The sequence below is a fragment of the Candidatus Enterovibrio altilux genome (assembly GCF_002381345.1).
Lineage (GTDB): Bacteria > Pseudomonadota > Gammaproteobacteria > Enterobacterales > Vibrionaceae > Enterovibrio > Enterovibrio altilux.
Map to the genome: position 1 here is coordinate 77,757 of NZ_CP020660.1, position 19,949 is coordinate 97,705.

Below are 19,949 nucleotides of genomic sequence, written 5' to 3' on the forward strand. Positions count from 1 at the left end.
AAAAATGGTGGCGTAAACAGCTATCTATCATTGAGCCAATACCCACTATTAAGTACTTCAGCACGTTAATGTGCTATTATGCTTATTAAATGATTGCCTGTTAATGAACTGTTTGGGGAGAATACACGGTAGCATGGATGCACAAGTGGCCTCATACACATTTAATATCGAAAAATAAAAAAATTATATTCTTAATTATAAGGCATGGAAGTCTCTTTGTACTAAAGATGAATTCATGTTATTCGTTGATGCCATAGATGATTATGCAAAAGGCATTATAATGTTCTCGAAACGGCTGGTAACCGTAGTTGTCTGAATATCATTGGCACCATAAATTTTCGTGATATTGCGGGCACTGTGGTTAGAGAGTATGAGATAATAAACAGTATAAATATTGCCTGTTTTTTTCAAATTGAGAGAGAATGACGTATTAGCTCATCAGTGCTATGCTATTCTCGGTGGATCGGGATGTTATTGAAGTGACTTCGTCACAGATGTGTCAGCTGTTCTCAATATGGAATTTCACTATTTGTTTCCTTACAGACCAAATTTAACTTTGATAGAGTGGCCATGGAAAGTGGAACATGAAGAATCAGGAAATAAAGAGTACTTTAAAAGTTAGCTTTATTTCCCAAAAGCTATTGAGTAATTTTTCATTGTGACTCTTATAAAGATTCTAAACTTTTTGATCTCCCGAATAAATAATAAGTTTCAGGTGCCCAAACCTGGATTTTCAAGTTGATTGAGTATATGACGCTCGATATCGCAAAATACCCAACGCTCGCACTGGCAAATACTCCCGATGAACTGCGAAGACTCCCGCGGGACACATTACCGACATTATGTGCAGAGCTACGCACATACCTCCTCAACTCTGTTAGCGATTCTAGCGGACATTTTGCCTCGGGTTTAGGAGCAGTAGAGCTAACTGTAGCGCTGCATTATGTCTACAATACACCTTTTGATCATTTAGTATGGGATGTTGGACACCAGGCTTATCCTCATAAAATTTTGACAGGACGCCGTGAACGCTTGTCTTCCATCCGCCAGAAAGGAGGATTGCACCCCTTCCCTTGGCGTGAAGAAAGTGAATACGACGTTTTGTCTATTGGTCACAGTTCCACGTCTATCAGTGCTACACTTGGGCTCGCAATTGTTGCTGAAAAAGAAGGTCGTGAGCGTAAAGTTGTGAGTGTTATTGGTGATGGTGCCATTACTGCAGGCATGGCGTTTGAAGCAATGAACCACGCTGGTGATGTGCACTCAGACATGTTGGTTGTCCTCAATGATAATGAAATGTCTATTTCCGAAAACGTCGGTGCTTTAAACAATCATCTAGCACAGTTATTGTCGGGTAATTTTTATACTTCCATTCGTGAAGGCGGAAAAAAAGTTCTTTCGGGCGCCCCACCAATTAAAGAATTAGTCCGTCGTGTAGAAGAGCATCTGAAAGGCATGGTTGTTCCTGGGACCTTATTCGAAGAGCTAGGTTTTAACTACATAGGACCTGTTAATGGTCATGATGTAGAAGAATTAGCCAAAACGCTTAAGAACATACGTAATCTTAATGGTCCACAATTTCTGCATGTTATGACAAAAAAAGGTAAAGGCTATGAGCCTGCGGAAAAAGATCCTATAGGCTATCATTCCGTGCCTAAATTTAACCCAGCAGATAACAAACTCCCAAAAACTAAAACTTCGGGTCCAACTTTCTCCAAAATTTTTGGCGATTGGTTGTGTGACATGGCAGCAGAGGATAAAAAACTACTCGCCATTACACCAGCCATGCGCGAAGGCTCTGGTATGGTTCGTTTTTCCAAAGAATATCCAGATCGTTATTTTGACGTCGCGATCGCAGAACAGCATGCAGTCACCTTAGGGGCAGGTATGGCAATTGGCGGGTATAATCCTATTGTCGCAATTTATTCGACCTTCCTACAACGTGGCTATGACCAATTGATCCATGATGTTGCCATCATGGATTTACACGTAATGTTTGCGATTGATCGCGGTGGTTTGGTAGGTGCTGACGGTCAAACCCATCAAGGGGCATTTGATTTAAGCTTCATGCGTTGTATTCCAAACATGGTGATCATGGCACCAAGCGATGAAAATGAATGTCGTCAAATGCTCTATACTGGTCACAAGTACCAAGGTCCATCAGCCGTCCGGTACCCTCGAGGTACGGGCTGTGGCGCTGAAGTTCAACAAAAAATGATAACACTTATTATTGGCAAAGGCATTATTCGTCGTCAAGGTGAAAGCATTGCAATCCTAAGTTTTGGTACTATGTTAACCTATGTACTTGAAGCCGCAAAAAATATTAACGCGACTGTGGCAGACATGCGTTTTGTTAAGCCATTGGATGAAGCATTGATCGACGAGTTAGTTGCAACGCATGATGCAATAGTCACAGTTGAAGAAAATGCTATTGCAGGTGGTGCAGGGTCTGGTGTTATTGAATATTTGATGAAATCACGTCAAATTAAACCAGTCCTTCAGATTGGTCTGCCGGATAAGTTTATCCATCAAGGTACGCAGCAAGAATTACATGAAGAATTAGAGATTGATAGCAAAGGCATAGAGGCACAGATTAGGCGCTACCTTGCAGACTAATGTCAGAATAGTCACCTATGCAATAGGCTGTTCTTAGGACCTTTTTCCCTAAATCAGCGAACTGAATTATCAATCTGCGCTCTAAACAGCTAGGATCACTGAAACGTTTAGTTCACTGAATCAACTTTGCTACAAAACAACTCACTGGAAGTCGTATAATTAAGCTTTAATCAATAGTGGCTCACTAATGTTTTTGATTAATGAAACAACTACTCAACTATGGAATCAAACTAAGTAGGGTAATTATGGGAGACGTCGTTTATTTAGTAACTTAGTCATATTACGATAGCCTCCCATGGTTAAACGCGTATTCTCAATGCTATTGAGAGGTCTACAAGATTTTATTAATTTATTTTTAAACTTGCTTAATGACCATTGTAATGCGCTGACTATTCATGTGTTAGCAAGCGAGCTAAAATAGTTAACGTCGTGTTTAAAACGAAGAATAAAGCAATCATTGAGCACTTAGCCATTGATTCTGCAGGGCTCCAAGTCTACGGTGAAGGAGAATGGAAAGTAAAAAAAGCATGGTACTAATGGGAAACTACGAATCTTGCGCAAGTTACATGTAGAAGTAGACATAAAGGCGCATGAAATTATTACTCTTGAGTTAAGTGAATCAAATGTAACTGACGGTTAAGCGTTGCATAACTTACTTAAATAGGCCCACCACAGAATTAATGTAATATCAGGTGATAGTGCTGACGACACAAGATAATATTACAAAATTATTCGTATGTAACGCACGGTTCCACTCATCCCACCAAGAAAAGAAGCAACTTTTTGGAACCGCGATCATCTGCGTAATTTAGCGGTCAATTACCAGAAGTTATGCAGTTCAAATTAGATTGGAACATGAGGTATGGCTACTATAAATGCTCCTTATTATAGACAGCAATGGTCGAGTTAAAAAACTGCTTGTAGGGACATTGAGCCTAAGGGATCATAATGCTTAGATTAGCGAAACCTATACCATGATAAAAGCGTCAAACAAGCTGACAGGGATAGATATGTCAAAAGTGAAAGCAATTGTCTAATAGTGAACCATATTAAGATTTGCTAACTGGACTCAAATTAGGAAACAAAGCCATACATACTAGATATATTTAGGCATCTTCTAAGCTGTAAGGCAGTGGTAGCTTTTGCCAAATCGCTGTCGTATTAGCAAGACGGAACTCTGTATCATCGCCTAAGTTGTTTGATATAACAACCAGAGCCAATGCTTGCCCATCATCAAATGGATAACCTGATAAAATTATGCCTCCAGGACGCCAGCTCTTACCCACGCGGCGTTCCATTACATCACCAGCTTCTAGTAATGTATCAGTGTAACCTTGCATTAGATAAGTTGCTCGATTATTTACGCCACGGTATTTAGCTCGAGCCACAGTTTCTTGACCTATATAACAACCTTTTTTGAAATTAATCGCGTTAAGTGCTTGGAGATTTAGTGATTGCGGTATAAATTTATTGGTTGTATCATACGTAAGTGAAGGGATTGCAGCGCGTAGTTCGAGTAAATTCCACAGTGATGAATCACTTAATGTAGCTCTTTCAGTCAATTCATTCAGTAAGCTATCCGCTTCAAAGGTCTCCATGGCAAGTAACCAACGATTAGGTTCGATGCGAACGGCTGTACCTGTTTGGGTAGCGCATACATTATTGTTTCCTATGTCACGGGACAGCATCGTATCATCTGCTTTTGCACCAGCGATGCCAAGTAATATTAGGGTACTGATCTCAAAATTTATTTTTGAAAAAATAGCGTATTTTTTAAGTTCGATCAGTTGTTTTTCAGCGATGGCAGTTGGTTGAGTGTAAGCAATGCATTCAAGATGATGAAAAAGGCGTAGTACTGACCACACTTTACCTTTTGCATCACAATGCGCAGCAAGAGTTGAGAAGTGTCTGTTCAACGACACTAAGTCACACGTGAGCTGACCTTGCAGGTAACTAATAGCATCATCACCTTTGACGGTAATAAGTGTGGTGTTGTCGAGGGCAATTACCGATAATGCTGGTAAAATGCTATTCGAAAACAATGGTAATCGGGAGAAATCGTGTGTTTGATACCAGTTAGTCATAGTATTTTTCTTGTAAATATTTAGATCACCATGATAATGCTCTAATGAAAGAAAGTCAGCATTTTACATACTCTATCTATAATGTACTGAATCTTATTATTGGTTTGAGACGTCAAAAACTAACTTTATTTTTAAATTAGCGAACTAAATTATTAACCCACTCTGCTAAGTAGCAAGATGCACTGAAGTATTCAGGTCTATGGTTGAGCTTAGTCACAAAACAACTAACTGAACGCTATATAATTAATCATGGCTTTCAACATTTTGGATTAATAAAAAAGCCATTCAACTATGGAATTAAACTAGGCAGAGTAATCATGAAACACTTTGCTTATTAAGCAACTTAGCAATTACGAGGGCTCTCATGGTTAAACGGACTTTCTTTCCTCATTCGAGTTCAAACAGTAAATTGCCACATGATTGATTATTAGGCAATTGTTTTCGTGTTAGATATACTTAATTTTGTAAGCTTATTTAACGCTTTTATCATGGGGCACGCTTCTCTAATCTGAGCATTATGATTTTTTAAACGCAATGTACCTTTTAGAAGCGTGTGACTCTAAATATTACCGTCTTTGATAGAGAATATTTATGGTGACCATGCCTCATTTTCTACGATTAATTTGAACTGTATAATTTCTGGTGACTGACCGCAAAATTATATGAATGCTCTTGTTTACAAAAAATTGTTTTTTTTGGTGGGATGAGCGGAACCGCTCGTTTAATACGAACGGTTTTATAATATTGTCTGGTATCGTAACCACTCTCGGCTGATATTTCATTCATTTTTCAGCGGGTCTGCTGCTTGGATAAATTAGGTAACACTTCACCGTTAGTCACATTTGATGCACCTAACTCAGTAGTAATGATTTCATGCGTATTTATATCTACCGCTAAATATAACTTACACCAGGCTCGCCGCTCCCCATCAGTGCCATGCTTTTTTATTTTTCATTTTCCTGCACCGTAGACTTTGAGTTCCGTAGAATTAATGCTAAGTCACTAAATGATCTAGATCTCCCATGATTACTTTGCTTAATTTGATTCTATAGCTAAATAGCTTCTTTATGAATTCAAAATATTAGTGAACCACTATTGATTAAAGCTTGATTATACTGTTTTCAGTTCATTATTTGATAGCAAAAATTATTTATAGACCTGAATATCTAAGTGATTCTAACTGTTTAGAGTATTACTTGAAAATTTAGTTTCCTTATTTAGAGAATAAAACCAATTACCATAAACGTTCCCTATCAGGGGCGGCAATGTTTAGAGTCAAAAATTTATTTGGAGGGACATTGATCTTAAGAGAGCATAATGCTCCGATTAGCTAACCCTGCGCCATGATCAAAGTGTTACATAAGCTGATAGGGCTAGGTATTCCTAAAATAAAGCAAGCATCTAATCATTGATTATATTGGAACCTTCTATTTGAATGTAACTTAAGACAAATAATTTGTACTTCATTAAGAATAATAAAAATGGCACTTGTACCGCGTTATTTTTTATTACTTATCATGCATATTTCATTATGCCTATAAATTTATCCGGAGCTTACTATGATAAACTATAAATCAAAATCATCATCTTGTAAGTTACCCAGCATATTGATATCTTGTAGTTCTTTACGAAGACGCTGTCGATCTTTTAGTGCTTCTATTTCTCTCCATTTAAGCTTTGCTTGCTTCGTCCGTCTGCCGCGTTGTGGTTGTTCTTTTTCAAAGATTTCATAAAAGATAAAGCGATTCATGATTCACCTCATTTTCCTAGCGGTTATTCTTTAAATACCAGCCTTTTGATAAAATAAAATTGAAGTGTTACCCATTTATTGCATTTAAGTGAAGTTTTTGGAATGTGTAAATCACCTCTTCTAAAGGTTTATACGAAATGCATACAGTGGTATAGTCTTATGTATTTTTTACTATACGTAAAGAACAATGGTAATTGAGGTCATGTATTCAATAAGTTGATGATGATCTGAAAATTATGCATACGATCAATGAATATACTAATGACTTTATCATGCATTTAAGTTGATTTGAAATATCAGATTGTTTCTATCTTGAGTCATTTCAAGCAAATGGAGGAATTATGAATTCATAGTATTATTGTACCTAGTGTAATGTGTCTACTTTTATGAATAGTTATTGTGGCTACCGTTTATTTTGAGGATTAGCGTTAAATCATAATCAACTTATTTAATAGGCTCTGTTTCCTAATTTGAATGCAGATAATGAATTTCAGTATAATGAACTATTAGGTGCTCACTTTTGTTTTAGGCATACTTAGCTCGATTAGCTTATGTAACGCTTTTATCATAGCTTCGGTTTAACCAATGTAGGCATTGCAATCCCTTAGGTTCAACGCTTCTCTGAGTAGTTTTGGACTCGAACCGTTGCCGTCTCTGCTATGGAACGTTTATAATAGCTATGCATCATTTTTCAATGCTGGTTTGAACCTTCTAATTTTTGGTAACTGACCACTAAATTACATGAGTGACCGAACTCTCCAAAAACTGCTTCCTTCCTTGATGGGATGATTGGAACCGCTCATTTAATGCGAACGGTTTCATAACCGCCATTGCCTGATATTTTATTAATTTTTCGCGAGGCCAATTTGAACAAGTTAGGTAGCACTTCACCGGCAGTCATATTTAATGCACTTAACCCAGCAGGAATGATTTCATGCGTATTGATATCTACTACTAAATGTAACTTGCGCCAGGCTCGCAGTTTCCCATCAGTACCATGCTTTGTTATTTTCCATTGTCCTTCACCTTAGACTTTGAAGGCCGTAGTAATGACTAAGCCGCTAAATAAAGGAAGTCTCCCATGATTACCCTGCTTAGTTTTATTCCATAGCTAAATAGCTTCTTCATCAATTAAGAAGGTTAGTAAACCCCGATTAATTAAAGCTTCATTATACGGTTCCTATTAGTTATTTGGCAGTTTAGTTCCCTGATTTAGTAAATAAAATCGCTTTGAATAAAAAAACCCTTCGGAGGGAAATTAGGTTTAAGTGATTATAATGCCTAAATTAATGCAACTTACGTCACGATAAAAGCATTAAATAAACTGACAGGGATAGGTATGTCTAACACGAAAGTTCTCGTCTAATAGGGAATTATGTTGAGATTCAATATCTGAATTTAAATTAGGAAACAAAGTTTAAATTCACTGATGACGCATCCACTTTAAAAGAGGCTAATCATATGTACAATTTACTGTAGATACGGTTCTTTATTTTCATAAAGAAAATAAGACTAATATTTTGGAATAAATAATGTGAAGAATATAGTTATCCACAAAATTTGTGGGTAACCTCTGCCAAAAATGAGTCTGATAGTAATCTCTATAATCAATATATTTTTAATTCAACATGCTAAAGTAGAACGTTATTTGATAAATTTCCGAATGAGAGATACAATTCAAAGTTGAATAAAGCTTGTTTAAGTAAATAAAAATAAAATGATTCTATTTTAATATCCCATTAATAATTTATAGGTCACTTTTTAATCACCCGAATTTAGCTCTAAAATTCCATGAAATAGATTAATTTTGTGCTAGTAGCACGCACTCGATTCTGCAGTGCTAATCATCTTTATTTCTTAATTTGAGCTCAGATAGCAAATTTTAATATGATTTACTATAAGAAGAATGCTTTTATTTTAGACATACTTAGTTCTGTTAGCTAATTTAACGTTTTTATAATGGTGTAGACTTCACTAATTTGATATTGTAATCCTTAGCTCAATGTCTCTCCCAGTAGTTTCTTAACTTGAAATATTGCCGTCTTTGGCAGGGAATTAAGGAGCGTTTATGGTAGCCATATTTCGTTTTCCAATGCTGATTAGAACCGTATCATTTCTGGCGACTTATCGTTAAATTACGCGGATGATTGCGTTCCCCAAAAATGGTTTTTCTTCGTTGCATAAGTGAAACTTCTCATTTAATCGGAACGTTCTTATAACATGGTCTGGTGTGGCAAGCATCACCGACTAATGTTACATTAATTTTTTAACGAGTTTACTGGAGCAAGTTAGGTAGTATTGGGTCGTCAAGTCACATTTGATGCACTTAACTTAGTAACAATGATTTCAGACGTATTTATATCTATCGCTAAATGTAACTTGCGTCAGACTCGCTGTTTCCCATTAGTACAATTTTTTTACTTTCCATTCGCTTTCATCGTAAACTTTGAGTTTAGTAGCATCAATGGTTAAGTGCTGGATGGTTACTTTAGTCTTTGTTTTGAACTCGACGCTAACTCTTTTGGCTCGCTTGTTAAGACGTGAATAGTGAGGGCATGACAATAGTAGTTGAGTCAGTTTAAAAATAAAATTAATGAATTCTTGATGACTTCTTCATGGCATGGAGAATACGCATTTAACCGTTGGGCTGTCGTTATGGTTAAATTGTTGAAAAGCCGAAATTTTTGATGATTACCTAGCTTAATTTGATTTCATAGCTGAATAGCTTCTTTATCAATTCAGAATGTTAGTTAGCTACGATTGATTAAAGCTTGATTATACTGCTTGTAGTTAGTTGTTTTGTAGCAAAGTTTATCCATAAACCTGAATATTTAAGTTAGTTTAGCTGTTTAAAGAGTAGACTGATAATTTAGTTCCTTGCTTTAGGAAACACAGCCCTAAGGGAGCACACAGTTCAGATTAATGAAATCTACGGCATGATAAAAGCGTCAAATAAGCTGACAGGACTAGATATGCCTAAAACGAAAGTGATTGTTTAATAGTGAATTATGCTGGAGTTTGCTCTTTGAACTCGAATTAGGAAACAAAGTCACTTGATCCTAAAGCGTGAATATTATTATGATTCATAGTCAGTACAATAATATGCGTTTTAACTTTCATTATACTCAAACTGGAAGGTTCAATAGTGGTGCAGATCTCAACCATTGTTCATTTTGTATCTTTGCTAGGTACTTATTTGCTGGCAAAAAAATTTAATAGCAGAGGTAGCCGCAATAATCATACCGAGAATAAGTGAATACATGGGCAGACTTTGTATACTTGGATGCTGATGATTGAACGCATGTTTAATCAAGCTCTTTCTTCACCAAAGTATTACATGATGATTCCGTGGCTAGGGTAGTTTTATATGCTTCTTTTCTATTTTTTCTGCACGACGACGACGGAAAAAAGCTTGAATCTGTTCACGACATTCTTTTTTCATCACTCCACCTTGAAAAGCGACATGGTGGTTAACACCTTCATAATTAAACAAGTTCATGATACTCCCTGCTGCCCCCGTTTTTGTATCAGGTGTTCCGTAGACTACTTTTTTAATACGACTGTGTACCATAGCGCATGCACACATTGGACACGGTTCTAGCGTGACATACAATACGGCATCTAACAAACGGTAATTTTCAAGCGTTCTCCCCGCGTGACGTAATGCTATCATTTCCGCATGTGCCGTTGCATCATGCTGACCAATTAAACGGTTCCAACCTTCGCCAATTACGATGTTATGAAGAACGATAACGGCACCTACTGGCACTTCTCCCTCCACTCCTGCATTGCCAGCAAGCTCGATTGCTCGTTGCATGAATTGGTAGTCTATTTCGATTTGTGTCATGTTGTTTTCCATAGCAGGCATGTAATCACTCGGTATGATGCTAAGTATCTCACTGTAGCATATGTCAAAAAAGAGCTCTGTTTCTTCATTCAAATGCAGATAGTACATTTAAATATGATTAATGATTAAACAACCGCATTTGTTTTAGGTGTGCCTAATCTTGTCAGCTTATTTAATGCTTGTATCATGGCGTAAGTTAGACTAATCTGAGCATTATGATCTCGTAAGCTCACCGTCTTTTTGATTAGTTTTTTGATTCAAAATATTGCCGCCTTGAATAGGGAACGTTTATAATAATTATACCTTATTTTTCAATGCTTACTTGAGCTGTATAACTTCTTATAACTGACCGCTAAATTACGCGGGTAAACTCGTTTTCAAAAAATTGTTCCTTTCTTGGTGAGATGAGTGAAACCGCTCGTTTAATACGAACGGTTTCGTAACGTTGTCCGGTGTCGTAGGCGCCATCGGCTGATATTTCATTGATTTCCTCGCGGGTCTGTTTGAGTAAGTTAGGTAGCACTTCACTGTCAGTCACATTTGATGTGCTTAACTCAGCAGCAATGATTCCATACGTATTTATATCTATCCCAAGGTATAACTTGCATCAAATTCATCGTAGACTTTGAGCCCTGTAAAATAAATGGCTAAGTGTGGAATGTTACCTTTATTTTTCGTCTCGAATGTGACGTTAGCCGTTTTGGCTCGCTTATTAATGCATGAAAAGTAAGGGCATGACAACTGCAGTTAAGCAAAGTTTGAAACAAAGTTTATGCCTAACACGTAAGCGATTGTTTTATAGTGAATCATGCTGGTGTTTGCTATCTGAATTGGAATCAAAAAACAAAGCTATATGATTACATGAACACGTTAATTTAGCTATTGTTATTGGGTATTCTCTTTCTCTTCATCGAAAATTTTTTCTAAAATTTTCAATTTCGTCGAATCTCGCCTCGTGACCGAGTATTGCATCAGCTTGCTTGCTAGGTGTATTCAGCTTTTTAAGTGCGGCATCTAGCATTACGTCTAGCGTATCGACTGTTTTAGCTCTGCGAAAAAAAATGAGCCAATCTGTCCGGTTGGAAGGTTTTGTCTTTTGCATATACTCTCTTGATTGCAACGTTGAGAAGTTATTTTAAGTAAGATTGATTTGAAAGGAAGTGTCTATCATTTATGGAATGATTTTAATTGAAATAAGCAAATTATGATAGTAATATGTATTTATACAAATGATCTTTCTAGATTAAGTATGTTTATTATATCTTTATTTTTGTATTTATACCAGTAATCATTGAAAATCTTTAGTTTATTAAAGATGCAGGCTCATGCTCTACACTGTTTTATTTCGTAACTTGAGTTTAGATAGCACATTTTAACATGATTAACTATGAAACGAGTGCTTTTATTTTAAGCATATGTAGCTTGGTTAACTTATGTAACTCTTTTATCATGGCGTAGATTTCGCTAATCTGAGCATTATAATTCCTTAAGCTCAATGTCCCGCTAAGTAGTTTTTTGACTATAAATATTGTCGTCTCTGATCGGCAACATTTATAGTAACCATATCTCGTTTTGCAATGCTGATTGGAACTGTATTACTTCTGGGAACTGACCGCTAAATTACACGGATGATCTCGTTCCTCAAAAGTTACTTCTTATTTTGGTGGTATGAGTGAAACTGCTCGTTTCATACGAACGGTTTTGTACATTTATCTGATATAGCAAGTATCGCCGTCAGTTACATTTGATGTATGTAACTCAGCAGCAATGATTTCATGCTTACTTATACCGACCGCTAAATGTAATGTATGCCAGACTCGTTATTTCCCATCAGTGCCATGCTTTTTTACTGTACATTTTCCTTCGCCACAGGCTTTGAGCTCTGTAGCATCAATAGATAAATCAATGAGGTCTCTCATTATTATAATGCTTAGTTTGATTCCATAGCTGAATAGCTTTTTAATCAATCCAAAATGTTAGTTAGTTACGATTGATTATACTGCCTCCAGTTAGTTGTTTTGTAGCGAAGATTGCTCATAGACCCGAATATTTGAGTGAGCCTAGTTGTTCAAGGTGCTAGTTGAAAATTTAGTTCCATAATTTAGGAAATAAAACGAGTTACTAGAAACGTTCGATGGCAGAGATAGTAATGGTTCAAGTTAAAAAACTATTAGTAGGGATCTTAAGTCTAATGAATCACATAACTCAGATTAGTGAAACCGGCGGCATGATAGAAGTGTTAAATAAGCTGACAAGATTAAGTATGTCTAATACGAAAACTATTGTCTAATAGTGAATTATGTGGGGATTTGTTACCTGAATTTAAGCTAGGAAACAAAGTCGCTACGGAGCTAAAAATCTATGGTAAAGGTGAATGGAAAGTAAAAAACATGGTACTAATGGAAAATGACGAATCTGACGCATGTGATATTTAGAGGTAGATATGAATACACATGAAATTAATGCTGCTCAGTAAAGAGCGGTTTAACTTGCTTGAATAGACCCGCTGAAGGAGTAGTGAAAAATCATGCGATAGTGCTTACGACACCAGATAATGTTACAAATTAGTACGTATTAAACGATCGGTTTCACTCATCCCACCAAGAAAAGAAGCAACTTTTTGGAAATGAGGTTATCCGCGTAATTTGGCGATCAATTACTCATAGTTATAAGGTTCAAATTCACCTTAAAAAACTAGACAACGATTCTACATTTTTAATAAATTAAATACTTTCAATAAGTAAGAGTATAGACTTACTTTTAGCTTACTGGTATAAGGTTAAATTATATTGAAAATATTATTACAATATGTATTATTTTATTACATATAATAACTTTTTTTAAAATATTTTCTTTATTATTATTTAAATAATTTAACTAAAAGCATCCGTTTAAATTATTTAAATACAATAGCTTAATTAGCCTGATAAATACAATTAATGTGATTTTGTTTGTGATATATATATAGTTTTTAACTAAACTCACTGTATGACATAGAGTCATATAAGCAGCATCTTTATATTATACATTCATTTACACATATTGATAAGTTGTCTAGCACTCAATTGGATAGAGGTTTGAGTGTAACTTGCATTATCCTCAGGAGCATTATTATGTTTAAAAATCTTTTTGCAAATCTGCAAAAAGTCGGTAAGGCACTGATGCTACCCGTATCAGTAATGCCTGTTGCAGGCATTTTGCTAGGTATTGGTGCTGCAGACTTCTCGTGGCTACCAAGCATTGTTTCTACCACTATGATGAGCGCTGGCGCTGCAATTTTTGGGCATATGGGATTGTTGTTCGCTATTGGTTTAGCCCTTGGCTTTACAAATAACAATGGTGTTTCAGGCCTAGCGGCAGTAGTAGGCTACTACATCATGATCAATATACTGAAGGTTATGGCTGGTGTATTCGGAGTTGAATCAATCGAGACTGGTGTGTTGGGAGGTATTTTGGCTGGGGGTGTTGCAGCTTGGGTCTTTAACCGTTTCTTCCGCATTCAATTACCGGATTATATTAGTTTCTTCGCAGGTCAACGTTCAGTACCAATTATCACTGGTTTCTTAAGTATTGGGCTTGCAATTGTTTTGTCGGTTATTTGGCCTCCGATTGGTTCGATTATTGCTACGTTCTCTCACTGGGCCGCGGTTCAAAATCCTGAATTAGCTTTTGGTATTTATGGCATTGTTGAACGTGCGTTAATCCCCTTTGGATTGCACCATATTTGGAACGCACCGTTTTTTTATGAAGCAGGTCAATGTATTACACCAGCTGGTGTGACCCATACTGGTATCTTGACTTGCTACATGGTAGCTGATGAAACATCACGTATGACAGGGAATGGCTTTGGTCAATTAGCTGGTGGATTTATGTACAAAATGTTTGGTTTGCCAGCTGCTGCTATTGCAATATGGCACACTGCTAAACCGGAAAACCGAGCTAAAGTTGGTGGAATGATGATGTCTGCAGCACTGACTTCCTTCTTAACGGGTATTACTGAACCAATAGAATTTGTATTCCTTTTTGTTGCCCCAGTTCTTTATGTTATTCATGCTGTACTGGCTGGCACTGCATATGCTCTGACTAACATCTTAGGTATGGTTCATGGGACATCGTTTTCTCATGGTTTGATTGACTTTGTTGTTTTGTCAGCTAATTCGCAAAAAATATGGTTGTTTTTATTATTGGGTATGGCATATGCAGTGTTCTATTATATTGTATTTCGTGTCACTATCGTGAAGCTCGATCTGAAAACACTTGGGCGTGAAGATGAAGAAAAAAATGATAAAATGACAATGAGCAGCGGCTCTGATATGGCTAAGGAATTAGTCATGGCACTTGGTGGTAAAGACAATATCACCGGTTTAGATGCATGTATCACTCGTCTTCGCATTGCTGTTGCTTCAACTGATCATGTTGATCAAGATAAGCTAAAGAAATTAGGTGCAGTTGGTGTGGTTATTGTAGGTGGAGGTGTTCAAGCGGTCTTCGGCACAAAGTCTGATAACTTAAAAGCAGAAATGGATGAGTGGATTCGTAATAACTAATACCCATGGTCATACCCAATTAACTTGAAGATGCAGGCTTTAGCATCTAAAAAGTAGTATTCATCTTGAACTTCAAAGCATATGCACTTTTTGGGAGAATAGCTGTTAACAATTGTTTCATAACTGATCTGTTGGGTTAATATTTGGGCCACAAGAAAGCTATGTTTCCTAATCCAAGTTTAAATAGCAAACCGCAACATAATTCATTATTAAACAATTACTTTCGTTTTAGGTATACCTAGCTCTGTCAGCTTATGTAACGCTTTTATCATGGCGGAGGTTTCGTTAATATAAGTATTATGATCACTTAGGTTCAATGTACTTTTCGTAATTTTTTGATTCAAAACATTACCATTTTTGATATGGAGTATTTGTGGTAATCATACCTCTTTTTCTTGTGCTTGTTCGAATCGTATAGCTTTTGGTAAGTAACTGTTAAATTATGCTACTTACCTGATTCCTAATAAGTTATTCCTTTTTTAGTGGAATGATTAGAACCACTCGTTTCATACAAATGATTTCGTAACATTGCCTTGTGTCGTAAGTTTCATCGCCGGATATTTCATTGATTTTTCGGTAAGTTTGTTTAAGCAAATTACGTAGCATTTAACGGCCAGTCATATTTGATGCATTTAACTCAGCAGCAATGACTTCATGCGTATTTATATCTATGGCTAAATGTAACTTGCGCCAGACTTCGCTGTTTTTCATTAGTACCAGAGCTTTCTTACTTTCATTCGTCTTCACTGTAAACGTTGAAACTTGCAGAATTAATGGTTAAGAGCTGGGTGGTTCTTAGTTTTCGTCTTGAACATAACATTAACCGTTTTCACTCGCTTGCTAATGAATAGTGAGGTGCGTGACAACGGCAGTTGAGCAAGTTTGAAAATAGAATTAATGAATCCTTGCAGAGCTCTCAATGGCATTTAAAATGCGCATTTAACCATGAGAGGCATCATAATGGCTAAATCGTTAAATAAATTAGGTTTCCCATGATTATCCTGCCTAGTTTGATTCCATAGCTAAATAGCGTCTTCATTAACCCAGAATGTTAGTAACCCACGATTCATTAAAGCTTGATTATACTGCTTCCAGTTAGTTGTTTTGTAGCGCAACTTGTTCATAAATTTGAATGTTTAAGTTAACCTAGCTGTTTAGCAGTGTAGATTGATAATTTAGTTCCCTTATTTAGAAAATAAAGTTGCAGAGATGGTAATGTCTTGAATTAAAAACTACGTGGAGGGACATTGATCCTAATGGACTACAACGCTCAGATTGATAAAACCTACGCCATGATAAAAGCACCAAATAAGCTGATAGAATGAGTTACACCTGAAACAAAAGTAATCGTCTAATAGTGAATTGTATTGAAATTTGCTATCTGAATTTGAATTAGAAAATAAAGTCTTTAGGATGAACCTGATCATATTGCAAATCATTACTAATGGGAATGCTTTTTTTATTTAATGAACTTGATTATGGTAAAGAACTGGGATTAGGTTCGTTTCAAGGTAAGCTAGTTTATTTTCGTATTTTATATAGTAAAAGAGCCTACCACAGGGCTTTCACTCAAAAAAATTTTTCCATAAAAATGTTTAATGTGATACTGCAAGTAATTTAGAAATTATCTTACCATGTCATATGAAGAATAAACTTAAATACTATTTAATATAGATAGTCAAGAAAAAGCAAAAAATAATAGTTTTATGAAACCGCTTTCACTTGCTTGGTCAATAAATCGTAAAACACGTCTAAATTTAAGTTTTTTTATGGTTTTTCAGATACAAGTAATTATAATACTAAGCACTTATTTTGTCAATTCGTATGCAATCTCTATTGTCGTCTTGCACAAAGAGACAGGAAGGAAAATGGAAAATACTGAAAAACTGGTCAATAGCAAACAAATTATTGCCTATATCGCTGAACTTTTTCCAAACTGTTTTACTCTAAGAGGTAAAGCGCATCCCCTAAAAATTGGCATATTCCAAGATTTGTCAGAGCGTATTGCTGATGATCCAAAGGTAAGTAAAACCCAACTTCGTGCCGCTATTCGTCAATATACATCTTCCTGGCGTTACCTTTACGGTATGAAAGCTGGCTCTGTTCGCGTGGATCTAGATGGTGTTAATTGTGGTGAACTTGAGCAAGAGCATATTGACCACGCTCAAACAATATTAGCTGAGAGCAAAGCTCGTGTTGCAGAACGTCGTAAAGAACAAGTGGTAGAGCAGGATAAGAAAAAGGCGAATGGGAAAGACAAGAAAAGGCTGAAAGTAGATAAATTAACAGCTAACCAAATAACACTTCGATCAAAAAAAATAAAAAATACCAAGGTTAATAAGAAACCTGTTGAGTTACGTCGTGAACTCAATACTAAAGATATTATTGTAGGTAAGCACGTTAACATTAACATAGGCAATGGTAACATGCCCGCTACGGTTGTAGAATTGAATAAAAATGAGATTCGCGTACGTTTGAGTAATGGTTTGACCATGCTAATTAAGGCGGAACACCTCAACTCATAAAGGAAAATCCGCGACGCATGACCGGTCGAATCCGTTTTTTTATGATTATTGCCAGCATGATGTTGACAACATCAGAGCACGCCTTAGAGACTAAGTATGATTCTGGCAACTTACCTACACTGATGCCTGAAGCACAGCATAAGACTGCTAGCAAGCGTATTATCCACCATTTCGAACAATCGCATTACAGGGAATTCAAACTGAATGATGCATTTTCAACAAAAATTTTCAGTAGCTATCTCAAAACACTTGATTTCAATCGATTGTTTTTCACGCAACAAGAAGTTAATGTATTATCGAAGTGGCGTTTGGAGTTTGATGATCAATTACGTTCAGGTAATACTTCTGCGGCTTATAATATTTTCAACGTATCATTGCAAAATCATTTTGAGCGATATCAATACGCATTATCTTTGCTGGATAGTGAAATTACGTTTAATATAGATGAGGTAATGCTCATTGATCGTAGTGATGATGTATGGGCAAAGGATGAAGCCGAGCTCAATGAGCTTTGGCGTTTACGAGTTAAAAATGATGCATTGAACTTGAAGTTAGCAGGAAAAGAATGGGCTGACATTCAAGCAACATTGAAAAAACGTTATAATAATGTCCTTAAGCACTTAATCCAGACCAAGAGTGAAGATGTATTTCAAGTCTATATGAATGCATTCTTTCGTGAGGTTGACCCTCATACCAGTTATCTTTCACCACGTACTGCAGAACGATTTCAATCAGAAATGCATTTGTCTTTGGAAGGGATTGGTGCGGTGCTGCAAATTGAAGATGATTTTACGGTAATTCGTTCTTTGGTTTCGGGTGGACCTGCATCAAATTCTAAGAAACTATCTCCAGGTGATCGAATTATTGGAGTTGCTCAGGACGATAATCCAGTTGTTAATATTATTGGGTGGCGTCTTGACGACGTCATCCAGTTGATCAAAGGTCCGAAGGCTAGCAAAGTAAGACTCGAAATTTTGCCGAAAGGTACTGATTCAAAAAGTTACAAGGTAATGATTGTTCGTGATAAAATTCGTTTAAAAGAGCGCGCAGTCAAATCTGAAGTATTAAAAAATAGTGTAGGCATTATCTCAGTGCCAAGTTTTTATGTTGGTCTTGCTGAAGATACTAAGAAAGAAATCTCCAAACTCAATAGAAATAGAGTAACTGGTATAGTTATTGATCTTCGCAATAATGGTGGTGGTGCGCTGAATGAGGCGTCTGCATTAACGGGTTTATTTATAAAAAGTGGTCCTGTTGTTCAGGTTCGCTATAGTAATGGACGCGTTAAAATAAATAGTGATAGTGATAATGCCATTTACTATGATGGGCCTTTAACTGTGCTGATTAACCGTTACTCTGCATCTGCATCCGAAATATTTGCTGCAGCATTGCAAGACTATGGTCGGGCTATAATTCTTGGTGAACAATCATTTGGTAAAGGAACGGTTCAACAACATAGTTCACTGAAATATATTTACGATTTGTTCGATAAGCCCTTAGGATATATTCAATATACTATTCAAAAATTCTACCGCATTAACGGTGACAGTACGCAGAACCGAGGTGTTGTTCCTGATATTGCTTTTCCAACAGCTGTTAATCCGGATGAAACTGGTGAAAGTATAGCAAAAAATGCATTGCCGTGGGATAACATTGATCCAGTAGTATATAATAAAGTGGACACCACTAAAACATTAGTGGTGGCATTAGACAGAATTCACAAATCTCGTATTAAGAAAGATGTAGAATTCGGTTTTATTCGTGAAGATATTGCTGAATACAAATTACGTAAAGAGGATAAAAAGATTTCACTTAATGAAAAGTCACGCCTTGCTACACGTGAAGAAGCTGATGCTAAGCGTTTAGCCCGTTTGAATAGTCGTCAAGTAATGTTGAGTGCTAAGCCATTCAAAACATTAGATGATGTACCAAGTGACTATGAAGAACCTGATGCTTATTTGAATGAAGCTGCAGCGATTACATTGGATTTAGCTAAATTCAGGAAAGGCTAGTAGCAAGATAACGATACCTAAGTAACTTATAGCAATAGAATTAATATTCTTATAGTACGGGATGGTTCCTCTAGTCTTCGTCTTAAACACGACATTACCCACTTTAATTCGCTTGCTAATGTATGAATAGTGAGAGCATAGCAACGACAGTTGAGCAAGTATGAAAATAGAATGAGCAGATCCTTGCAGACCTTTTAATGACATTACAAATATGCGCTTAACTATGAAAGCTGTAGTGATGGTTAGGTTGCTCACTAAATGAGGTCTCCCATAATTATTTCGTTTAGTTTAATTCCATCGTTGAATATTTTATTTATCACTCTACAATTTTAGTGAGCCCCGATTGATTAAAATTTTATCATGCTGCTTTCAGTTAGCTGTTGTGTAGCGAAGATTGTTCATAGGCCTGGATATTGAAGTGAGTCTAGTTGTTTAAAGTATTAGTTGAAAATTTAGTTATCTTATTTAGGAAGTAAAGCCGGTTAGCATAAATGTTCCCTAGCAAAAACAGCAGTAGTTAGAATTAAAAAACTACTGCTAGGGACATTGAGTCTAAGACATCACACAA

Annotated in this window: 11 protein-coding genes and 8 pseudogenes; 8 read left to right on the top strand and 11 right to left on the bottom strand. The window is 36.4% G+C overall.

Features of this window, described 5'->3' with window-relative positions; translation table 11 throughout:
- The first annotated feature begins 750 nt into the window (after positions 1-750).
- Together dxs and BTN50_RS00360 are read left to right on the top strand one after the other, a co-directional pair.
- Positions 751-2,616, top strand: coding sequence for a 1-deoxy-D-xylulose-5-phosphate synthase (dxs, locus tag BTN50_RS00355; RefSeq protein ID WP_096618616.1), 1,866 nt, complete (start codon positions 751-753; stop codon positions 2,614-2,616).
- Positions 2,617-2,785: 169 nt separating this feature from the next.
- Positions 2,786-3,653, top strand: a pseudogene (locus tag BTN50_RS00360) (IS5 family transposase).
- 69 nt (positions 3,654-3,722) lie between these two features.
- Here BTN50_RS00360 and ygfZ read toward each other — a convergent pair.
- Together ygfZ and BTN50_RS11860 are read right to left on the bottom strand one after the other, a co-directional pair.
- Positions 3,723-4,700: a tRNA-modifying protein YgfZ gene (gene ygfZ / locus BTN50_RS00365; protein ID WP_096618617.1), complete on the bottom strand. Its 978-nt coding sequence runs from the start codon at positions 4,698-4,700 to the stop codon at positions 3,723-3,725.
- 605 nt (positions 4,701-5,305) lie between these two features.
- Positions 5,306-5,482 carry a hypothetical protein gene (locus BTN50_RS11860; protein WP_394336753.1) on the bottom strand — a complete coding sequence of 59 codons (177 nt, stop codon included), beginning with the start codon at positions 5,480-5,482 and terminating at the stop codon, positions 5,306-5,308.
- Positions 5,483-5,932: 450 nt separating this feature from the next.
- On the opposite strand from BTN50_RS11860, the pseudogene BTN50_RS11865 reads away from it, so the two are divergent.
- Positions 5,933-6,031 (top strand): annotated as a pseudogene (locus tag BTN50_RS11865) (IS5/IS1182 family transposase); the annotation flags it as partial.
- Between the two features lie 236 nt (positions 6,032-6,267).
- Here BTN50_RS11865 and BTN50_RS00375 read toward each other — a convergent pair.
- From BTN50_RS00375 to BTN50_RS00400, 7 genes and pseudogenes are all read right to left on the bottom strand, one after another.
- Entirely contained in the window at positions 6,268-6,450 is a 183-nt protein-coding gene (locus tag BTN50_RS00375) for a DUF3545 family protein (protein ID WP_096618618.1), read from the bottom strand.
- 506 nt (positions 6,451-6,956) lie between these two features.
- Positions 6,957-7,609, bottom strand: a pseudogene (locus tag BTN50_RS10335) (hypothetical protein).
- Between the two features lie 781 nt (positions 7,610-8,390).
- A pseudogene (locus tag BTN50_RS00385) lies at positions 8,391-9,269 on the bottom strand (IS5 family transposase).
- Between the two features lie 533 nt (positions 9,270-9,802).
- Positions 9,803-10,297, bottom strand: coding sequence for a tRNA adenosine(34) deaminase TadA (tadA, locus tag BTN50_RS00390; protein WP_096618619.1), 495 nt, complete (start codon positions 10,295-10,297; stop codon positions 9,803-9,805).
- 125 nt (positions 10,298-10,422) lie between these two features.
- Positions 10,423-11,044: pseudogene (locus BTN50_RS10590) on the bottom strand (transposase); the annotation flags it as partial.
- A gap of 160 nt (positions 11,045-11,204) precedes the next feature.
- Positions 11,205-11,399 carry a hypothetical protein gene (locus tag BTN50_RS00395; RefSeq protein ID WP_096618620.1) on the bottom strand — a complete coding sequence of 65 codons (195 nt, stop codon included), beginning with the start codon at positions 11,397-11,399 and terminating at the stop codon, positions 11,205-11,207.
- A 283-nt stretch (positions 11,400-11,682) separates the two neighbouring features.
- Positions 11,683-12,198, bottom strand: a pseudogene (locus tag BTN50_RS00400) (IS5/IS1182 family transposase); the annotation flags it as partial.
- Between the two features lie 248 nt (positions 12,199-12,446).
- Here BTN50_RS00400 and BTN50_RS09820 point away from each other — a divergent pair.
- The 3 genes from BTN50_RS09820 (at position 12,447) to ptsG (ending at position 14,844) form a co-directional block, all read left to right on the top strand.
- Positions 12,447-12,587: a hypothetical protein gene (locus tag BTN50_RS09820; protein ID WP_161492868.1), complete on the top strand. Its 141-nt coding sequence runs from the start codon at positions 12,447-12,449 to the stop codon at positions 12,585-12,587.
- Entirely contained in the window at positions 12,580-12,732 is a 153-nt protein-coding gene (locus BTN50_RS09825; protein ID WP_161492869.1) for a hypothetical protein, read from the top strand. The genes BTN50_RS09820 and BTN50_RS09825 overlap by 8 nt, the downstream gene beginning before the upstream one ends.
- A 678-nt stretch (positions 12,733-13,410) precedes the next feature.
- Complete coding sequence (gene ptsG, locus BTN50_RS00405; RefSeq protein ID WP_096618621.1) at positions 13,411-14,844, top strand: PTS glucose transporter subunit IIBC; 1,434 nt, start codon at positions 13,411-13,413, stop codon at positions 14,842-14,844.
- Positions 14,845-15,053: 209 nt separating this feature from the next.
- On the opposite strand, the pseudogene BTN50_RS00410 reads toward ptsG, so the two are convergent.
- Positions 15,054-15,968: pseudogene (locus BTN50_RS00410) on the bottom strand (IS5 family transposase).
- 744 nt (positions 15,969-16,712) lie between these two features.
- On the opposite strand from BTN50_RS00410, the gene proQ reads away from it, so the two are divergent.
- Both proQ and prc read left to right on the top strand, forming a co-directional pair.
- Positions 16,713-17,369 carry an RNA chaperone ProQ gene (proQ, locus tag BTN50_RS00415; RefSeq protein ID WP_096618622.1) on the top strand — a complete coding sequence of 219 codons (657 nt, stop codon included), beginning with the start codon at positions 16,713-16,715 and terminating at the stop codon, positions 17,367-17,369.
- 17 nt (positions 17,370-17,386) lie between these two features.
- A complete protein-coding gene (gene prc, locus BTN50_RS00420) occupies positions 17,387-19,381 on the top strand; it encodes a carboxy terminal-processing peptidase (protein ID WP_096618623.1) in 1,995 nt (664 codons plus the stop codon).
- A 54-nt stretch (positions 19,382-19,435) separates the two neighbouring features.
- On the opposite strand, the pseudogene BTN50_RS00425 reads toward prc, so the two are convergent.
- Positions 19,436-19,666 (bottom strand): annotated as a pseudogene (locus BTN50_RS00425) (transposase); the annotation flags it as partial.
- Between the last annotated feature and the right edge of the window lie 283 nt (positions 19,667-19,949).